Source organism: Massilia forsythiae (assembly GCF_012849555.1).
In the GTDB taxonomy this organism is placed as follows: Bacteria; Pseudomonadota; Gammaproteobacteria; order Burkholderiales; family Burkholderiaceae_D; genus Telluria; species Telluria forsythiae.
Genome location: NZ_CP051685.1, coordinates 3,783,559 through 3,801,394, shown reverse-complemented (window position 1 = coordinate 3,801,394; position 17,836 = coordinate 3,783,559). Strand labels below are relative to the sequence as shown.

Here is a 17,836-nt window from a genome sequence, read left to right as displayed (position 1 = left end):
CCGCAGCCTCAAAAGCCGGGAGGACGCTCCGCCGCCACCCCGGCCGCGCGTTCCAGCGCCATGCCGACCGCGCCCAGCGTGCCTTCGTCGAACAGGCGCCCGATCAGGGTCACGCCGTGCGGCACGCGGCGCGGCGGCGCGAACGTCGGCAGCGGCCGCGCCGGATCGGGCGCCCAGTCGCTGCGCGCCTGCGCCACCTCGACCGAACCGGTGCGCAGCGTCAGCGACGGATGGCCGGTGTGGTTCGAAATGGTCAGCATCTCGTCGCGCAGCGACGGCACCAGCAGCAGGTCGACCGAGCGGAAGATGCGCGCCATCTCCAGCGCCACCTTGCGCCGCAGGCGGTCGGCCTGCACGAAGTCCACCGCCGACAGGAAGCGCGCCTCGCGGAACAGGTTGGGCCAGGCGTCCGGCACCTGTTCCCTGAGCTGGTCGACGCGGCCGTCCAGCGTGATGTCCTCGAAGGCGGCGGCAGCCTCGGCGAACAGCACCGTGTTCAGCGACTGGTAGGGCCAGTCCGGCAGCGTCACCGGCACCGGCTGCAAGCCCAGCTTCTGCAATGTGGCCAGCGCCGCGCGGTCGACCTCGGTGGCCGGCGCCTCGCCCATCCAGCCGGCGAAGTAGCCGACCTTCAATCCCGCCACCCCGGCGCCGGCGTCGAACCCGAGCGGCGCCGCCACGCTGGCGGCGTCGCCCGCGTCCGGCCCGGAGATCGCCTGCAGCACCAGCATCGCATCTTCCACCGTGCGCGTCATCGGCCCCAGCTTGTCGAGCGACCAGCACAGCGTCATGGCGCCGGTGCGCGGCACCCGGCCATAGGTCGGGCGCAGGCCGGTCACGCCGCAGCGCATGGCCGGGCTGACGATGCTGCCGCCGGTCTCGCTGCCGATCGAGAACGCCACCAGCGCCGCCGCCGTGGCCGCGCCCGGGCCGGCGCTGGAACCCGAGGCGCCTTCCTGCGGCAGCCACGGATTCATGGTCTGGCCGCCGAACCAGATGTCGTTCAGCGCCAGCGCGCCCAGGCTCAGCTTGGCGACCAGCACCGCGCCGGCGGCATCCAGCCTGGCCACCACCGCAGCATCCGCCGCCGGCACCCGGTCGCGGTAGAACTCCGCGCCCCAGGTGGTGCGGATGCCGGCGGTGTCGAGCAGGTCCTTCACGCCGTACGGGATGCCGTGCAGCGGGCCGCGGTACCGGCCGGCGGCGATCTCGCGGTCGGCCTGGCGCGCGCGTTGCAGCGCATGCGCTTCGGTCAGCGTGATCACGCTGCGCAGCGCGCCGTCCAAACGCTTGATGCGCTCGATATAGATGCGCGCCAGGCGCTCGGCGCCGAGGACGCGCGTCTCGATCCAGCGCGCCAGCTGCGTCACCGGCGCGTGGGCGATGTCCTCGTCGCGCGCCGGCAGCGGCCGGCCGGGCGCGCGGCTGCGCACGAAGCGCTCGCGCGGGCGCGCGGCCGCTTGCCGGTCTTGCGCCGCCGGCGGGATCGAGGCCGGGCGCCACACCGTGGCCGGCGCCACGTCCGGCGCCAGCGCCACCTTGCGCGGGCCGCTGCGCCGCTCCATGGTCGAGGACAGCGACACGCGCCAGGAAGCGGCCATCATCGCGCGCTGCGCCGGGGTGTGGGTCACCTGCATCAGCCGTTCGGCTGCGGCGAAGGTGGCCGGCGATACGGCCGGGCCGAAGCCCTCGGTGGCGCCGAAGGTGGGCGGGGCGCCGGGCGTCGCTACGCCGGGCGTCGCCACGCCGGGCGGGGGTGTGCCCTCTTGCGGCAGGAGGCGGCGGGCATGGGCGGCGCCGGCGGCGGCAAGCATGCCGAGCGGCGCGGTGATCAGGAACTGGCGGCGTCGTTTCATGGACCCTCTGGCGGTGGTTGACGAACGATGCTACCGCAGCGGGGTGGACAAGACAACGAGCCATCCGCGGCGCCACGGCATGCCGCCAGGGGGTAGGGTCAGCCGCCTTTGCCGACGGCGTGGCCGGCCTGCTCGTCCAGCTCCGGGTAGCGGCGGAAGATGCCTTCCTCGTTGAAGGGCAGGCGCCGTGTCGAGGCCAGGTAGGCCGCGATGCGCGGGCGCGCGGCGACGCGGTCGCGCAGCGCCGTCACCAGCGGATAAGCGCCGTCGATGCGTGCCAGCGCATTGGGGAAGGCGTAGCGCAAGCCTTCGACCAGCTGGAACAGCGACAGGTCGGCGTAGCTCACCCGGTCGCCGGTGAGGTAGTCCTTCGGTGCCGGGCGTCCGAGCAAGCCTTCGAACCAGTCGAAGAACTTGGGAATGCGCGTCTCGATGAAATCCGCCGCGCGCCGCTTGGCTTCCGGCCGCTGGTCTTCGTAGTACAACCCGCTGGCGATCGGGTGGTGGGTATCGTGCGCTTCCGCCACCAGGTCGGCGATGGTGAGCTGGATCTGGTGCACCCACAGTTGCCCCTGCTCGTCGGCCGGCGCCAGCCCGTGCCGGCGGCCCAGGTACAGCAGGATGTTGGCGGTCTGCCCGACCAGCAGGTCGCCGGCCTTCAGGAACGGCGGCGCGAACGACGGATGATCGGCGCCGTCCATCAGCGCCGTCATGCGCGCCATGCCGCCAGGCGTGCGCGCCACGTCCACGTAGTGCGCCCCGGCTTCTTCCAGCGCCAGGCGCACGAATTCGCCGCGGCCCTGGATCGTGGGCCAGTAAAAAAGTTCGTACTCCATGCCTTGCTCCTCGTCTCGTTCGGTCTGACGCAATTATTCATCAGGAAGCCGGATGTTCGGCGCGGCAATCGTGCTAGTCTTGCATCTGGCAACGAGTCCTGACAAAGCGTCAACAACAAGAGACATGCTCACAACAAAACCCGCGTTTCGAGGGCCGTGTCGATGGCGAAAGTCTTGATCGAGCGGATGCATTGTTCCCGTTGAGGAAACTCACCGTACCGTGCGGAACGGTGGCACAAGATCACGCTGTCGATAACGAACCTTCGGAGCATCCATGATTTTCGCCCATCTCGCCAGGCACGCCGTGGCCATGCGCCGCCAGGTCGGCCTTGCGTCCTGGCTGCTGTGCATGGCGCGCAGCCTGCGGGTCCTGGCCCATTACCGCGACCACCAGGCGCTGTGCCGGCTCGGCGTCCACCGCGAGCACGTGGTACCGGCATGCGGCGGCGACCCGTTCCACCATCTCAGCCACCGCGACTACCTGATCAAGGGCCTGTCGCCGCGCCTGCGCGTGCAGGCGGCGCTGGGCCATTACCGCTTCGAGGAAAGCACCTTCGACGGCGCCTACCGGCGGGCCGTGTACGGCGCGTGCCGGCTGCCGCTGTGGCGCCACGACGCCGATGGCAGCAGCTTCCTGATCCAGCTGGAAATGGCGTCGCGCGGCAACGCCGAGGGCGACCTCACCATCGCCCTGGTCGCCGACGGCAAGTGCCTGCACCGCCTGTCCTTCAGCTGGCTGGAAGGCCGCATGCTGGGACTGGAGACGCCGGTGGTGCCCTTCATCGCCCGCAACCAGGGCCGCTGGACCGATTCCGGCGCCGCCTTCGACGCCTTCGAACGGGTATTTCCCAACAACTCGCCCAGCTTCTTCTGCTTCGCCGCGATGCAGGGCATGGCTCAGGCGCTGGACATGGAACAGGTGGTGGCGATCCGCAGCAGCGCCCACATCGCCTACGATCCCGATCCGCAAAAACATTTTGCCAATGCCTACGACGGCTTCTGGAAGATCCTCGGCGGCATCGAGATGAAAGGCGGCGAAGGGTGGCTGATCGGCCTGCCCTTCTATGTCAAGCCCTTGTCCGAGATGCCGTCCAAGCACCGCAAGCGCGCCGCCCAACGGCGCGAGCACTGGCGCGCGATCGGCGAGTCGGCGCGCACGGTGCTGCAGCGCCACCTGCTGCATGCGCGCGTACGGGCCGGGCAAGCCGCGCCGGCCTTGGAACCGGCCTGAGAACCGGCGCTCGTTGACGAAACTGCCACGCCGGCGCGTGCACGTGCTACACTCGCGCTTTCGCTAGGGGTCCTGGAAGCTTGCTTCCGGGTGAGAGATACCCTTCGTACCTGATCTGGATAATGCCAGCGAAGGAAAGCGCAACGCAGTTCCCGCCTTGTTTGCCCTTCCCCGTTGGCTCAGCCGCGCCCGACCGCCCCCGTCGGCGCCGATAACGAGCAAACACATGACACCACACCTGAAGTATTCGATCCTGGCCTGCGCGCTGATGCAGGCGTTTTCCGCACAAGCGCAAACGGCGCAATCCGCTGCGGACGGCCAGCCCGTCAACGAAGTCGTCGTCACCGGCAACCGCGCCGCCACCGAGCGCGCCGCCGTCGGCGGCTTTTCCGAGACGGCGCTGGTCGACACGCCGGCCTCGATCAGCGTGTTCGACCGCACCCGCCTGCAAGACCTGTCGATCCGCTCGACCACCGAAGCGCTGCGCTACGACGCCTCGGTGAGCGACGCCTACAACGCGGTCGGCTATGCCGAGCAATTCTCGATCCGCGGCTTTGCGCTCGACAACAACTACAGCTACCGCAAGGATGGCTTCGCGATTCCCGGCGACACCCAGATCCCGCTGGAAAACAAGGAACGCATCGAAGTGCTGAAGGGCCTGGCCGGCCTCACCGCCGGCATCGCCACCCCGGGCGGCATCGTCAACTACGTCACCAAGCGCCCGACCGCGGCGCCGCTGCGCTCGGCCACGGTCGAGGTCAGCGAGCGCGGCACCCTGTACGGCACGGTCGACCTGGGCGGGCGCTTCGACGACCGCCGCTTCGGCTACCGCATCAACGCCGCCGCCGCCGACCTGCACTCGTACGTGCGCGGCGCCAACGGCGAGCGCCAGTTCGTCTCCGGCGCGTTCGACTGGCAACTCACCCCGGACGCCCTGCTGCAGCTCGACCTCGACTACCAGCACAAGGCGCAGGTCACCGCGCCCGGCTTCCAGCTGATCCGCAACCAGGCGCTGCCGACCGGCGTGTCCGCCAAGATGCTGCTCAACGACCAGCCCTGGACGCGCCCGGTGGACACGCGCGACACCAACCTCGGCCTGCGCTTCGAATACCGCCTGGCGCCGGAGTGGAACGCGACCGTGGCCGCCAACAAGCACTGGTTCAAGCGCGACGACTTCACCGCCTTCCCCTACGGCTGCAGCAACGAGGGCGACGGTTACTACCCGGGCTACTGCGGCAACGGCGACTACGACGTCTACGATTACCAGAGCACCGGCGAGCGCAAGTCGCCGTGGGGCGCGCAAGCCATGTTGCAGGGCAAGTTCGGCACCGGCGCGCTGCGCCACGCGCTGACGCTCGGCGTCTCCTACGCCGAACGCCACGACAGCTTCGGCGAGTACGTATACGACCTGGTCGGCTACAGCAATATCTGGCATCCCTTGACCACGCCACCGGCCAAGCCCGACCGCGTCACCGGTCCGGTGTTCGAGCGCCGCAGCGACCAGGAAAGCGCCCTGTTCGCGCAGGACATCGTCACCCTGTCGCAGCGCCTGACGCTGCACGGCGGCCTGCGCTACGTGCAGATCAAGCGCAGCGAGTACGACGACGACATCGCGGCCTACGTCAAGGCCGACGACAGCTTCGCGCTGCCGAGCCTGGCGCTCGTGATTGCGCTGGACCGCGACTGGAATGTGTACGGTTCTTTCAGCCACGGCCTGCAGCATGGCGGCATCGCGCCGATGGGCACCAGCAACGAGGCGCAGGTATTGGCGCCGGGACGCTCGCGCCAGGTCGAGCTCGGCGCCAAGGGCGTGCTGGCCGGCGTCAATTTGTCGGCGGCGCTGTTCCAGATCCGCCAGGGCCTCGAATACGAAGACCCGAACCAGGACGTCGGCGTGCTGGTGAACGGCGTGCTCGAGCAGCGCCACCCGTTCGTGCGCAACGGCCGCCAGACCCACCGCGGCCTGGAATTCTCGGCCGACGGCCGCTTCGGCGAGGCGCTGCGCTACGGCGCCTCGCTGATGGCGCTGAACACGCGCCAGCAGGGCACTGGCCAGGAAAGCATCGACGGCAAGCGCGTCACCGACGTGCCCGCCTTCAAGTCGAGCGCCTGGGCGGAATACGCGGTGCCCGCCGTGCCCGGCCTGAAGGTGGACGGCGTGTGGCAGTACGCGGGCAAGAAGGCGTTCGATGTCGAGAACCGCGTGTTCGTCCCCGACTACCACGTGTTCGGCGCCGGCGCCGCCTACGCCATGAAACTGGGCGCGACGGGCGTGACCGTGCGCGCGCGCGTGGACAACCTGTTCGACAAGTTCTACTGGCGCGACGTCACGCCGGCGCTGGGCGGCTACCTGCTGCCGGGCGCGCCGCGCACGTTCCGGTTGTCGGCGCAGTTCGACCTGTAGGCGGCTGTGCTTCAGCCAGTACGTTGCTTCGGCCTGCGCGTACTGTGGTCAGGAATAGTATCGGTGACCTGAAAACCGCCGTTTCCGGCATTGCCGGAAACGACTCCCCGCGCAGGCGGGGACCCATGCTAAGCAAAACATGTCGATATGTTAAAAGCACCGCGAATGCTTTGAAAATACCAATTTCGGATATTCGGTATGGGTCCCCGCCTTCGCGGGGACGACGTCACGCCGCCGCCAGCAACGCCTCCACCCGCTCCATCCGCTGCGCCAGCTCCCCGGTCAGCAACACGTAGGCAATCCCGCGCTCCTGCAGCACCGCCAGCAGCTGCGCATGCACGCGCCGGCGTACCGCTTCCGAGTCGCGCTGCAGGCCGTCCGCCACCCACGGCAGGTCGGGGGCGGCCACCAGCGTCAGCGCATAGTCGTGCGCCGCCTCCAGCGCCAATAAGTCGTCCGGCAACCGGCCCCAGTAGATGCGGCTGTACACCGCCGTCATCAGCGGCGTGGTGTCGCAGAACAGCAGGCGCCGCGCCGGCGCGGCTTGCTCCACCGGCGCGGCAACCGGCCACGTCCCGGCGGGCGCCTGCGCCAAGCGCAACGCCAGCGCATCCTCGCGCGCCAGCTGCGTGCGCGCGATGCCGGGCTGGTCGTCCTCGTGCGGCACGCGTCCCATGACGTCGACGAATTCGCGCAGGTATTCCGGCACCCACAGGCTGCCGTGGCGCCGGGCCAGGGCGGCGGCCAGGGTCGACTTGCCGGTCGATTCGGCGCCCAGGATGGCGATGCGCATCGGCGCCGCGCCCGCCGCGGCAGCGTCCTGCGCCGCGGCGCCGCCCGCTGCCGCCTGCTCGGTCGCCATATCCATCCTCACTCGGCCCCGGCGCCGCGCGCCAGGTCGGCCGTGTGCGGCGTCGCGGGCGCAGCGCCGTCCGCCGCCGCGCGCCACGCACGCAGGCCGACCACTGCCAGCGCCACGAACAGCGCGTACAGCAGCGCGGTCAGGTGCAAACCCTTATACAGATACAGCCCGACGTACAGCACGTCCACCGCGATCCAGGTATGCCAGTTCTCGACCTTCTTGCGCGCCAAGAGGACCTGGCCGAGCAGGCTGCCGGCGGTCAGGAAGCCGTCCATGTAGGGCACGTCGGTGTCGGTGTAGCGTTTCAGGAAGGCCGACAGCAGCACGAAGCCGAGCGCCCAGCCGGCCAGCGACCAGGCCCAGCCCGCCCGGCGCAGGCGCGTGACGACCAGCGGCCGATTGCCGGCGCCGCGCAGCCACAGCTGCCAGCCCCACACCGAGGCGGCGATGAACACCGCCTGCAGGCCGGCGTCGCCGTACAGGCGCGCGTTGAAGAACACCAGGCCGTAGGCGGCCGACGAGATGATCGCGAACAGCCAGGCCCAGTGGTTGCGGCGGATGTTCAGCAGCACGGTGGCGATCGAGAGGAAGAAGGAAAGCAGTTCCAGCGGCGTGGTGCCGAAACCGGCGAGGACGATGGTGTCGTTCATGCCCGGGATTATCCGGACTGCGCCGTCTTTATGCAAGCCGGGCAGCGGCGAAGATGGGGTGTCCGGATGCGGACAGTATTGCCCGCCGGCGGGCAGCGCGGCGGCGTCCACGCCATGGCCTTCCCAGGGAAATGCCACTGGCACGGGGCTTGCAACAGGGATGGCATTCCAACCAACTCGTCATCGCCTTGCGCACCATGGACCACGCCATCGGCATCGACATCCTGCAGCGCCGCCGCCGGCGCCACCTGGCCGGCGCGCTGGCCCTCGCGGTCCTCTTCGGCGCCGTGCTGTGGGGCGCCAACCGCGCGCTGCGGCCCGGCGTCGGCGCCGCCGACATCGTCGTGGCCGAAGTCCGGCGCGGCGACGTCGACAACACGATCAACGCCGCCGGCGTGATCATTCCCGTGCACGAGGAAGTGGTGTCCAGTCCCGGCGCCAGCCGCGTGGCGCGCGTGCATGCCAAGCCGGGCCAGCAGGTCGGGGCCGGCGAGCTGCTGCTGGAACTGGACGACCGCGAGATCCGCCTGGCACTGGAAGCGTTCAAGGAACAGCTGGCGCAGCAGGACAACCGCGTCGACGTCCTGGCGCTGGAGATGGCGCAGAAGATCAAGCAGACCAGGAGCAGCATCGAGCTGCTGGAAATCGATCTGCAGTCGGCGCGCGCGCGCCACGAGCGCAACCAGAAGCTGCGCAGCAGCGGCCTGGTGTCCGGCGAAGACCTGCTGACGGCGCAGCTGAACGTGCAGCGCAACGAGATCCAGCTGCGCCAGCAGCGCGAGCTGGTCGAGGACACGCGTCGCGCCACCGCCGGCGCCATCGCCGCCGCCCGGCTGCAGCAGGCGATCCTGCACAAGCAGATCGCACGCCAGGAAGGCTTGCTGGCGCAGACGCGCGTGTGCGCGCCCTTTTCCGGCATGCTGACTTCGCTGGTCGAGGAAGAAGGCGCCAGCGTGGCGGCCGGGCAGCTGGTGGCGCGCGTGTCCGAACTGAACAACTACCGGGTCGAGGCCAGCCTGTCCGACTTCCACGCGCGCCAGCTGGCGCCGGGCCAGCCGGTCCGCGTGGCGCAGAACGGCGCGGTGCTGGCCGGCACGGTGCGCACCATCCTGCCCGAAATCCAGAACGGCAGCATCAAGCTGCTGGTCGACCTGGCCCAGCCGCACAATCCGCAGCTGCGCAACAAGATGCGCGTCGACGTCGACGTGGTCACCGCGCGCCGCGCCGGCGTGCTGGTAATCGACAAGGGCGCTGCCTTCAACGGCCGCGGCCGCCAGCCGGCCTTCCGGGTGGACGGCGGCATGGCGCGCAAGACCGTGCTGGAACTGGGCGCGGGCGACGGCAAGGTGGTCGAGGTGGCGGCCGGCGCGCGTGCCGGGGACCGCTTCATCGTGTCCGACACCGCCGCCTTCAAGGAACTGGACACCATCCGCATCACGAATTGAAACCACAAGGAGCAGAACACATGATCAGGCTGCACAAGGTCAGCAAGACCTACCGGACCGACAAGGTCGAGACGCTGGCGCTCAAGGACATCGACCTGCACGTCAGGGAAGGCGAATTCGTGGCGCTGATGGGGCCGAGCGGCTGCGGCAAGAGCACGCTGCTGAACATCATCGGTCTGCTCGACCGGCCGGGAAGCGGCAGCGTCGAGGTGGGCGGCGCGGCGGTCGAGCGCATCGGCGAACGCCGGCTGGCGGCGCTGCGCAACCGCAGCTTCGGCTTCATCTTCCAGAGTTTTCATCTGATCCCGGACCTGCGCGTGATCGACAACGTCGAGCTTCCGCTCTTGTACCGCAAGGATGGCGCGGGCAGCGCCGAACGGCGCCGGCTGGCGCGCGCGGCATTGGAAAAGGTCGGCCTGGGCGCGCGCATGGACCATTACCCGAACCAGCTGTCCGGCGGCCAGCAGCAGCGCGTGGCGATCGCGCGCGCCATCGTCGGCCAGCCGCAGGTGCTGCTGGCCGACGAGCCGACCGGCAACCTGGACAGCAGGATGGGCGCCGAAGTGATGGACATCCTGCTCGGCCTGAACCGCGAGGGCACCACCGTGGTGATGGTCACCCACGACGAACAGGAAGCACGCCGCGTCAACCGCATCGTGCGCGTGTTCGACGGCCAGCTGGTGGATACGGAGCACGTCCATGCTGCGTAACTACCTGCTGACCGCGTACAAGGTCTTCATGCGGCGCAAACTGTTTACACTGATTAATCTCACCTGCATCGTGCTCACGCTGGTGGTGCTGATGGTGATCACCGCGCTGCTGGAGACCGCATTCTTTCCCACCGGCGTGGAAGGCAAGAGCGGGCGCATGCTGCAGGTGTACGGCATCCGCAGTTCCAGCGCCGACGGCCACAACTTCCGCACCACCCTGCTGGGCTACAAGACCATCGACCAGTACCTCAAGCCCATGCAGGGCGTCGAACGGGTGTCGGCGATCACGGTGCCGGGCGAGGTCTCGGCCTACCAGGGCGACCGCGTCAGCCAGCTGCAGTTGCGGCGCGTGGATGCCGATTACTGGCAGATCCTCGACTTCAAGCTGCTGGCCGGCCGCCTGCCGGACGAGGACGACGACCGCAACGGCCGCCTGGTCGCGGTCCTCAACGCCACCACCGCGCGCCAGCTGTTCGCGGACGGCGCGGCGGTGGGCCATACCCTGAGCGTCGGTGGCCAGGTGTTCCAGGTCATCGGCGTGGTGGCGGACGTGCTGCACGTGAACGCCTTCGCCGACATGTGGGCACCCCTGTCCAGCTTTCCCTCGACCGCCTACCAGGGCGAACTGACCGGCAATTTCGCCGCCCTGCTGCTGGCGCGCGACCCGGCCGACCTGCCGCGCATCCGGCGCGAGGTCGCGCGCATCGCCACCACCTTCGTGACGGAGGACCCGCGCACCTTGTCGAGCACCGTGTTCTGGGCCGACAGCAAGCTCGACGTGTTCGCCCGCGTGCTGCTCGAACGACAAAGCGATGCCGATTCCGGCGCCGCCAGGCTGCTGGCGATCATCGGCGGCGCCATGCTGGCCTTCATGCTGCTGCCGGCGCTCAACCTGGTCAATTTGAACATGGGCCGCATCCTCGAGCGCAGCAGCGAGATCGGCGTGCGCAAGGCCTTCGGCGCCACCAGCGCGCAGCTGGTCGGCCAGCTGGTGGTCGAGAACGTGCTGCTGTGCCTCGCCGGCGGCCTGCTCGGCCTGGCCTGCAGCCGGCTGGCGCTGTGGTGGCTGGAAGCGTCCCGGTTGATTCCCTATCTCGAGGTCCACATCGACCTGCGCGTGTTCGGCGTCGGCATGCTGCTGGCCTTTTTGTTCGGCCTGCTCTCCGGCGTGATCCCGGCCTGGAAGATGTCGCGCCTCGATCCCGTCCATGCCCTGAAAGGAGCCGCCTGATGCTGCGCCACCTGTTGCAACTGACCTGGAAACGCAAGTCCAGGAACCTGATGCTGAGCCTGGAGATCCTGCTCGCCTTCGCCATCGTGTTCGGCATTGCCGCCTTCGTCCTGCGCAGCTGGCAGCTGTACCGCGAACCGATCGGCTTCGACGGCACCGACGCCTGGTCGGTGCAGGTCGCCACCGGCGACGCCAAGGCCGAGAGCATCCCGGCCGACGTCTACGACAAGCTGCGGCGCGCCCTGCTGGCGCTGCCGGCGGTGCGCGAAGCCGGCTTCGCTTCCTACTCGCCCTACACGAATTCGACCTGGACCACCGACGTCGATTCGCCGGCCACCGGCGCCAAGGTCAGCACCAACATCCTGGAAGCCAGCGACGGCTTCGCCGCGGCGACCGGCATGCGGGTCGCGCGCGGGCGCTGGTTCTCCGCCGCCGACGAGGGCGCGGCGGTGCAGCCGGCGCTGCTGAACCGGCGCCTGGCGGCGGTCCTGTTCCCCGGCCAGGATGCGCTCGGGCGCCGCTTCACCCGGACCGACGGCCGCGTCACGACCACGCTGGAAGTGATCGGCATCGTCGACACCTACCGCCACCGCCACCCGCTGATGACGCCGGTGAACTTCGTCTTCACCCGGTTCGCGCCGCAGGCGAGCGCGGCGCGCGTGCGCACGATGCTCGTGAAGCTGGCGCCGGGCACGCCGCGCAGTGTCGAGGCGGCGCTGAACCGGCAATTGCGGCTGGTGCGCAACGACTGGTCGTACACGATCCAGCCGTTGGCGGCGATGCGCGCGTCGCAGATGAAGGAACAGCTGGTGCCGCTGGCCGTGATCGCCGTGATCGCCGCCTTCATGCTGGCCATGGTCGCCTTCGGCCTGTTCGGCGTGCTGTGGCAAAACACCACGCGGCGCATTCCCGAGATCGGCCTGCGCCGCGCGGTCGGCGCGCGCGCCGGCGACATCTACCGCCAGATCGTGCTCGAACAGCTGCTGCTCAGCTCCGTCGCCATGCTGCCCGGGCTGGCGCTGCTGGCGCAGCTGCCGCTGACCGGCGCACTGGGCGCGAGCCTGGACTGGCCGGTGTTCCTGGGGGCGGCGGCGCTGTCGATGGGCGTGATCTATCTGCTATCCTTGCTGTGCTCGCTCTACCCGGGCTGGCGCGCCAGCCGCCTGCATCCGGCGCAGGCGCTGCACTACGAATAACGATCACGAACATCGCATGGAACCACATCGCAGGCAGTGCGTCCTGATCGTCGACGACGACGGCGCGGTGCAGGTCTCGCTGGCCCTGCTGCTCAAGCAGGCCGGCTTCGCCACCGTGTGCGCGGACGATCCGCGCCAGGCATTGGCCCGGCTGGCGGCGACGCCGGTCGACCTGGTGCTGCAGGACATGAATTTTTCCCTGCGTACCGACGGCGAGGAAGGCCTGGCGCTGCTCGCGCAGGTCAAGGAACGCCATCCCGGCGTGCCGGTGCTGTTGATGACGGCCTGGGGCTCGATCGCCCTGGCCGTGCGCGGGGTGAAAGCCGGCGCCGCCAACTTCTTCACCAAGCCCTGGGACAATGCGCAACTGGTCGAGCTGGTCGAGGCGACCCTGCAGCTGGCGCCGGATGCCGCCCGCGCCACATCGAACCCGCCGCGATCGGCGCGCGCCGCGCTGGACGCGCGCTTCGACTTCGGCGCCATCGTCGGCGAACACCCGAAGCTGCTGAAGGTGCTGGAGACCATCGGCCAGGTGGCGCGCACGCGCGCGCCGGTGCTGATCCTGGGCGAGAGCGGCACCGGCAAGGAACTGGTGGCCGACGCCATCCACCGCAACAGCCCGCGCGCGGCGCGGCCGGTCGTCAAGATCAACATGGGCGCGATCACGCCTTCTCTGTTCGAGAGCGAGATGTTCGGCCACGTGCGCGGCGCCTTTACGGACGCCAGGAGCGACCGCAAGGGCCACGTCGCCAGCGCCGACGGCGGCACCCTGTTCCTCGACGAGATCGGTGAGCTCAACCGCGGCGACCAGGTCAAGCTGCTGCGCGTGCTGCAGGACCAGCGCTACCAGCCGGTCGGCGCCAGCCGCGCGGAGCAGGCCGACGTGCGCGTGGTCTCGGCCACCAACCGCGAACTGGCCGAGCTGGTGGCGAGCGGGGAGTTTCGCGAAGACCTGTTCTACCGCCTCAACCTGATCACGATCCGCCTGCCGCCGCTGCGCGAACGGCGCAGCGACATCCCGCTGCTGGCGCGCCATATCGGCGCCGGCGTGTGCGCCGCCTACGGCCTGGACGACATCAAGCTGGCGCCGGCGGCGCTGGACTGGCTGGCGGCGCAGCCGTGGCCGGGCAACATCCGCCAGCTGCGCCAGACGCTGGAGCGCACGCTGCTGCTGGCCGGCCAGGACCGGCCGGGCGGCCGGCCGCTGACGCAGGCCGACTTCATCGCGACCGCCGCCGTCGACGAAGGCGTGCCGGGCGCGCGCCTGGGCGTGGACGGCATGACGCTGGAACAGGTGGAGCGCCACATGATCGAACAGGCGCTGCAGCAGCACACCGGCAACATCTCGCGGGTGGCACGCATGCTCGGGCTGTCGCGCACGGCGCTGTACCGGCGCCTGGAACGGCACGGCCTGGGCGATGGCGAGGCCGGCGACCGCAGCAACGAATGACGCGCCGCCTTCACTTTGCGCATCACGGTAGCGCGCTGCGGCGAGACGCATGCGCCTGCCCGTGAATCCGCGCCTGAATTTGCGTATGAATCTGCGCATGCCTCTGCCGCCGACGCTGCGCACCCGCTTCACTGCCTACCTGCTGGCGCTGCACCTGCCCTTGTTCGGCTGCGCCACCCTGCTGCTGCCGGCGCGGCCGGCGCTGTTCGTCGGCGCCGAGGCGGCGCTGGCAGCGAGCCTGGCGCTCGGCTGGCTACTGCTGCGGCGCGCGCTCGAACCGCTCGGCTACACGCGCCGCTTCCACGAGCTGCTGCAGGACCAGCAGTATGCCGGCCGCCTGGCCGCGCCCGGCATGCGCGAGCTCGACGACCTGGTCGGCATGTTCAACGCCATGCTGGACGCGCTGCACCGCGAGCGCCTGGCGCTGGGCGAACAGCAGGGTTTTCTGGACCGCCTGCTCGAAGCCACGCCGGGCGCGGTGCTGGTATTCGACTTCGACCGCCGCATCAGCCTGCTGAACGCCGGCGCCGCCGCCCTGCTCGGCCTGGCGCAGCCGCTGGGCCGGCCGTTGTCGCACTGGGCCGATGAGGGCAGCGGCGATGGCGATTTCGACGGCGCGTTCGATGCGCGGGCGCGCGAACGCAGCCGCGACCTGGCGCGCCAGCTCGACGCCCTGCCCCTGCACGCCAGCCTGCTGCTGACCGATACCGGCGGGCGGCGCTACCGGGCACGCCGCGGCCAGTTCTTCGACCGCGGCTTCGCGCGCCACTTCCTGCTGGTGGAAGAACTCACGGCCGAACTGGAAGACTCGGAACGCGCCACCTACGAGCGCCTGATCCGCGTGCTGGCGCACGAAGTCAACAACACCGTGGCCGCCACCGGCTCGGTGCTCGATTCGCTGCTGTACTACCGCGGCCAACTGGCGCGGCAGGATGGCGACGACTTCGCCACCGCCATCGTCGCCGCGCGCCGCCGCAACGCCAGCCTGGGCGAGTTCATCGACCGTTTCACCCACGTGGTCAAGATGCCGGCGCTGGCGCTGCGCGCGGCCGCGCTCGGCGACGTGGTGGACGATATCCTGTGGCTGAACCGCGAAACCTGCCAGCGGCGCGGCATCGCGCTCGGCTGGGGACGGCGCGACGCGGCGGCGCCGATGGCGCTCGACGTGCAGCTGGTCGAGCAGGCGCTGCTGAACATCGTCAAGAACGCGATCGAGGCGGTGGAGGCGCGCCGCGCCGCCTTGGCTCATGCGGAAGCGGCGCAGATGCACGATGCGGCGCCGGCGCCGCAGGACTTCATCCGCGTCGAACTGGCGCACGACGATGCCGATGGCGGCAGGCGCATGCGCCTGTCGGTGATCGATTCCGGCGGCCAGCTGGGGGCGGTGCCGGTGCGGCGCCTGTTCACGCCCTTCTTCAGCACCAAGAAGGGCGGCCAGGGCATCGGCCTGATGTTCGTGCGCGAAGTGCTGAACCGGCACGGGTGCACCTATTCGCTGGCGCCGGGCGCGGACGGCGAGACGCGCTTCGATATCTGGTTTCCGGCAGATGAGCGGACGAGACACCGGTAGGGTGGACGGCTGTGCCGTCCACGCGGTGATACGCGGCGGTTGCGTCGTCAAACACGTGACTGGAACCGATATTGATGGCGCGCGATATGCACGCGTCGCATGAACGCGTGGACGGCATAGCCGTCCACCCTACGCACCCACAAATGAAAAACCGCGCCGGGATCGCTCCAGGCGCGGTTTCATCGATGACGTATCGGTTATTGTTTCGGATACTTGATCGTCATTTCCTTGAGCAGGTTGTCGGCATGGTCGACTTCCTTCATCACCCACAGCATGTAGCGGATGTCGACGTGGATCGCGCGCGTGATGACCGGGTCGAAGTACCAGTCCTTGGTGATCGACTCGTAGGTCGAATCGAAGTTCAGGCCGACCAGTTCGCCGCGCTTGTTCATCACCGCCGAACCGGAATTGCCGCCGGTGGTGTCGGCGCTGGACAGGAAGTCGACCGGCACCGTGCCCAGTACCGGGTCCTTGAACACGCCGTAGCGCTTGTCGCGGATCGCCTGCAGCAGGTTGGCCGGGGCGTTGAACGGCTCCTTGTTCGTCGCCTTTTCCAGGATGCCCTGCACGGTCGAGAACGGCCCCTTGACGATGCCGTCGCGCGGTGTGTACGGCGCCACCGTGCCGTAGGTCACGCGCAGCGTCGAGTTGGCGTCCGGGTAGACCGGCTTGCCCTGCGACTTCTTCCAGGCGATCACCGCTTCCATGTACTGCGGCACCACGCGCTCCAGGTTGCCGTCGACTTCCTTGCGGCGGTCTTCCAGCGCCATGCCGCTGTCCTGCAGGCGCACCGCCAGCTGGATGAACGGGTCGTTCGACGCGCGGAAGGCGGCCGGGTCCTTGCCGATCCAGGCCAGGCGCTTGTTGGTGTCGCCCAGCTCGGTCGACTTGTACAGCGCCGGCAGGTTGTTCGGTGCCGGCAGCAGCGCATCCAGGCCCTGCGGGCGCAGCTTCGGGTCGATCTTCGCATAGCGGTTCAGGGCGGCGGCGTAGCGGGCCTGGTCGACGCTGGCCACGAACGACTGCTCCAGGCGGGTCAGGCGCGCCTTGATGAAGGAGAGGTCGCGTTCCTGGTAGCCGGCTTCGCGCTGGGCGTCCGGCTTCTGGCGTTCCAGCGCCAGGCGGTACAGGGTGCGCGCGCTTTTCAGCAGGTCGCTGTGGGTGGCCTCAAGCCAGGCGCTTTCCTGCTGGGTGGCGCGCATGTCGGCGCCGATGGCGGTGTCGAGGTCGCCCAGCAGCGAACCGCCCTTGCCATGTTGTTTATACCAGTTGCGGAACTCGGCGTCCTGCACGTCCTTGATGGCGGCGATGTCCTTGCGCGCGAAGCCGTCCAGCAGGCCCTGCGTCTTCTTCAGCACGTTGTTCAGGCTCTTCGCCACACTGGCGTAGCGCACGTCGTAGTTCGGGTTGCCGAGGGTGGAGGCGGCGATCACCGACAAATCGGCCGTGATCGACGCCACCTTGGCCGGATAGTCGACGTCGCGCGCGAAGCGGATTTCCGACGGCAGCTTGTAGCGGCTGGTGCGGCCCGGGTAGCCGGCCAGCAGGATCGGGTCGCCATTCTTCAGGCCCTCCGCCGAGACCACCAGGAAGTCCTTCGAGCGGTACGGCACGTTGTCGGGCGACGGGTCGGCCGGGCGGCCGTCCTTGCCGACGTAGGCGCGCAGGAAGGAAAAATCGCCGGCCTGGCGCGGGAATTCGTAGTTGTCGATGTCGCCGCCGAAGTTGCCGACCGCGTCGGCCGGCGCGTACACCAGGCGCACGTCGCGAATCAGCAGCTGGCGGATGCGGTAATACTCGCCGCCGCGGTGGAAGGCCGGCACCGAGCAGCGGTACGACTTGTCGGACTCGCATTCGGCGATCAGCGCCTTGATGCGACTTTCCACCTGCTCGTGGCGCTCCTTGCCGGACAGGTTCGGCGCCAGGCCCTTCAATACGCGGTCGGTGACGTTCTCGACCTTCTCGGTCACGTACACCAGCGTGTTGGGGCCGCCCGGCAGTTCCTCGGCGCGGGTCTTGGCCAGGAAGCCGTTGACGATGTAGTTATGCTCCGGGGTCGCGTTGCGCTGCACCGCGCCGTAGGCGCAATGGTGGTTGGTGACCACCAGGCCGTCCGGCGATACGAACGAGGCCGAGCAGCCGCCCAGCGACACCATCGCGCTCATCGGATGCTTCGACAAATCGGCCAGTTTCTCGGCCGGGATGGTGATGCCGATGCGCTTGAGTTCGGATTTCAACTGCGGCAGCTGGTGCGGCTGCCACTGGCCTTCGTCGGCGTGGGCGGCCGTGACCACCCCCATCAGCGCGACGGGCAGGACAATGGATTTGAACAAAATGAGACCCCAGTAAATAAAAGCAAGCGCGAGTATAGTCGCCCTGCTTATATCTGGAAATA

The 17,836-nt window shown here is 69.1% G+C and carries 13 protein-coding genes and 1 riboswitch; of the genes, 8 read left to right on the top strand and 5 right to left on the bottom strand.

Going from position 1 to position 17,836, the window contains the following annotated elements:
• Positions 1 to 8 precede the first annotated feature (8 nt).
• A complete protein-coding gene (locus tag HH212_RS16295; protein ID WP_170203429.1) occupies positions 9 to 1,856 on the bottom strand; it encodes an amidase in 1,848 nt (615 codons plus the stop codon).
• 98 nt (positions 1,857 to 1,954) lie between these two features.
• Positions 1,955 to 2,692 (bottom strand): glutathione S-transferase, encoded by a 738-nt coding sequence (locus HH212_RS16290; RefSeq protein ID WP_170203428.1) that lies wholly within the window; start codon positions 2,690 to 2,692, stop codon positions 1,955 to 1,957.
• 274 nt (positions 2,693 to 2,966) lie between these two features.
• Here HH212_RS16290 and HH212_RS16285 point away from each other — a divergent pair, with 274 nt between their 5' ends.
• Together HH212_RS16285 and HH212_RS16280 are read left to right on the top strand one after the other, a co-directional pair.
• The gene (locus HH212_RS16285) at positions 2,967 to 3,923 is read left to right on the top strand and encodes a DUF535 family protein (RefSeq protein WP_170203427.1); all 957 of its coding nucleotides are present in this window, start codon (positions 2,967 to 2,969) and stop codon (positions 3,921 to 3,923) included.
• 55 nt (positions 3,924 to 3,978) lie between these two features.
• Positions 3,979 to 4,077, top strand: a riboswitch (TPP riboswitch).
• Positions 4,078 to 4,149: 72 nt separating this feature from the next.
• Positions 4,150 to 6,327 carry a TonB-dependent siderophore receptor gene (locus HH212_RS16280; protein WP_170203426.1) on the top strand — a complete coding sequence of 726 codons (2,178 nt, stop codon included), beginning with the start codon at positions 4,150 to 4,152 and terminating at the stop codon, positions 6,325 to 6,327.
• A gap of 226 nt (positions 6,328 to 6,553) precedes the next feature.
• Here the strand turns inward: HH212_RS16280 and HH212_RS16275 are convergent, their stop codons facing one another.
• Both HH212_RS16275 and pnuC read right to left on the bottom strand, forming a co-directional pair.
• Positions 6,554 to 7,120 (bottom strand): AAA family ATPase, encoded by a 567-nt coding sequence (locus HH212_RS16275; RefSeq protein ID WP_170205481.1) that lies wholly within the window; start codon positions 7,118 to 7,120, stop codon positions 6,554 to 6,556.
• A 77-nt stretch (positions 7,121 to 7,197) separates the two neighbouring features.
• Positions 7,198 to 7,839, bottom strand: coding sequence for a nicotinamide riboside transporter PnuC (gene pnuC, locus HH212_RS16270; RefSeq protein WP_170203425.1), 642 nt, complete (start codon positions 7,837 to 7,839; stop codon positions 7,198 to 7,200).
• Positions 7,840 to 8,036: 197 nt separating this feature from the next.
• On the opposite strand from pnuC, the gene HH212_RS16265 reads away from it, so the two are divergent.
• From HH212_RS16265 to HH212_RS16240, 6 genes are all read left to right on the top strand, one after another.
• Entirely contained in the window at positions 8,037 to 9,284 is a 1,248-nt protein-coding gene (locus tag HH212_RS16265) for an efflux RND transporter periplasmic adaptor subunit (RefSeq protein ID WP_170203424.1), read from the top strand.
• 20 nt (positions 9,285 to 9,304) lie between these two features.
• A complete protein-coding gene (locus HH212_RS16260) occupies positions 9,305 to 9,994 on the top strand; it encodes an ABC transporter ATP-binding protein (protein WP_170203423.1) in 690 nt (229 codons plus the stop codon).
• Positions 9,984 to 11,225 carry an ABC transporter permease gene (locus HH212_RS16255; RefSeq protein ID WP_170203422.1) on the top strand — a complete coding sequence of 414 codons (1,242 nt, stop codon included), beginning with the start codon at positions 9,984 to 9,986 and terminating at the stop codon, positions 11,223 to 11,225. Before HH212_RS16260 ends, HH212_RS16255 begins: the two co-directional genes overlap by 11 nt.
• Positions 11,225 to 12,421 (top strand): FtsX-like permease family protein, encoded by a 1,197-nt coding sequence (locus HH212_RS16250; protein ID WP_170203421.1) that lies wholly within the window; start codon positions 11,225 to 11,227, stop codon positions 12,419 to 12,421. Before HH212_RS16255 ends, HH212_RS16250 begins: the two co-directional genes overlap by 1 nt.
• Positions 12,422 to 12,437: 16 nt before the next feature.
• Positions 12,438 to 13,871: a sigma-54-dependent transcriptional regulator gene (locus HH212_RS16245; RefSeq protein WP_170203420.1), complete on the top strand. Its 1,434-nt coding sequence runs from the start codon at positions 12,438 to 12,440 to the stop codon at positions 13,869 to 13,871.
• 97 nt (positions 13,872 to 13,968) lie between these two features.
• Entirely contained in the window at positions 13,969 to 15,441 is a 1,473-nt protein-coding gene (locus HH212_RS16240) for a sensor histidine kinase (protein ID WP_170203419.1), read from the top strand.
• A gap of 197 nt (positions 15,442 to 15,638) precedes the next feature.
• Here HH212_RS16240 and HH212_RS16235 read toward each other — a convergent pair whose 3' ends face one another.
• Entirely contained in the window at positions 15,639 to 17,774 is a 2,136-nt protein-coding gene (locus HH212_RS16235) for a S46 family peptidase (RefSeq protein WP_370663878.1), read from the bottom strand.
• Between the last annotated feature and the right edge of the window lie 62 nt (positions 17,775 to 17,836).

Coding starts and splice junctions, on each gene's coding strand:
- pnuC (WP_170203425.1), bottom strand. CDS start 7,839: ATGAACGACACCATCGTCCTCGCCGGTTTCGGCACCACGCCGCTGGAA.
- HH212_RS16250 (WP_170203421.1), top strand. CDS start 11,225: ATGCTGCGCCACCTGTTGCAACTGACCTGGAAACGCAAGTCCAGGAAC.
- HH212_RS16265 (WP_170203424.1), top strand. CDS start 8,037: ATGGACCACGCCATCGGCATCGACATCCTGCAGCGCCGCCGCCGGCGC.
- HH212_RS16295 (WP_170203429.1), bottom strand. CDS start 1,856: ATGAAACGACGCCGCCAGTTCCTGATCACCGCGCCGCTCGGCATGCTT.
- HH212_RS16290 (WP_170203428.1), bottom strand. CDS start 2,692: ATGGAGTACGAACTTTTTTACTGGCCCACGATCCAGGGCCGCGGCGAA.
- HH212_RS16240 (WP_170203419.1), top strand. CDS start 13,969: ATGCCTCTGCCGCCGACGCTGCGCACCCGCTTCACTGCCTACCTGCTG.
- HH212_RS16245 (WP_170203420.1), top strand. CDS start 12,438: ATGGAACCACATCGCAGGCAGTGCGTCCTGATCGTCGACGACGACGGC.
- HH212_RS16280 (WP_170203426.1), top strand. CDS start 4,150: ATGACACCACACCTGAAGTATTCGATCCTGGCCTGCGCGCTGATGCAG.
- HH212_RS16255 (WP_170203422.1), top strand. CDS start 9,984: ATGCTGCGTAACTACCTGCTGACCGCGTACAAGGTCTTCATGCGGCGC.
- HH212_RS16285 (WP_170203427.1), top strand. CDS start 2,967: ATGATTTTCGCCCATCTCGCCAGGCACGCCGTGGCCATGCGCCGCCAG.
- HH212_RS16275 (WP_170205481.1), bottom strand. CDS start 7,120: ATGCGCATCGCCATCCTGGGCGCCGAATCGACCGGCAAGTCGACCCTG.
- HH212_RS16260 (WP_170203423.1), top strand. CDS start 9,305: ATGATCAGGCTGCACAAGGTCAGCAAGACCTACCGGACCGACAAGGTC.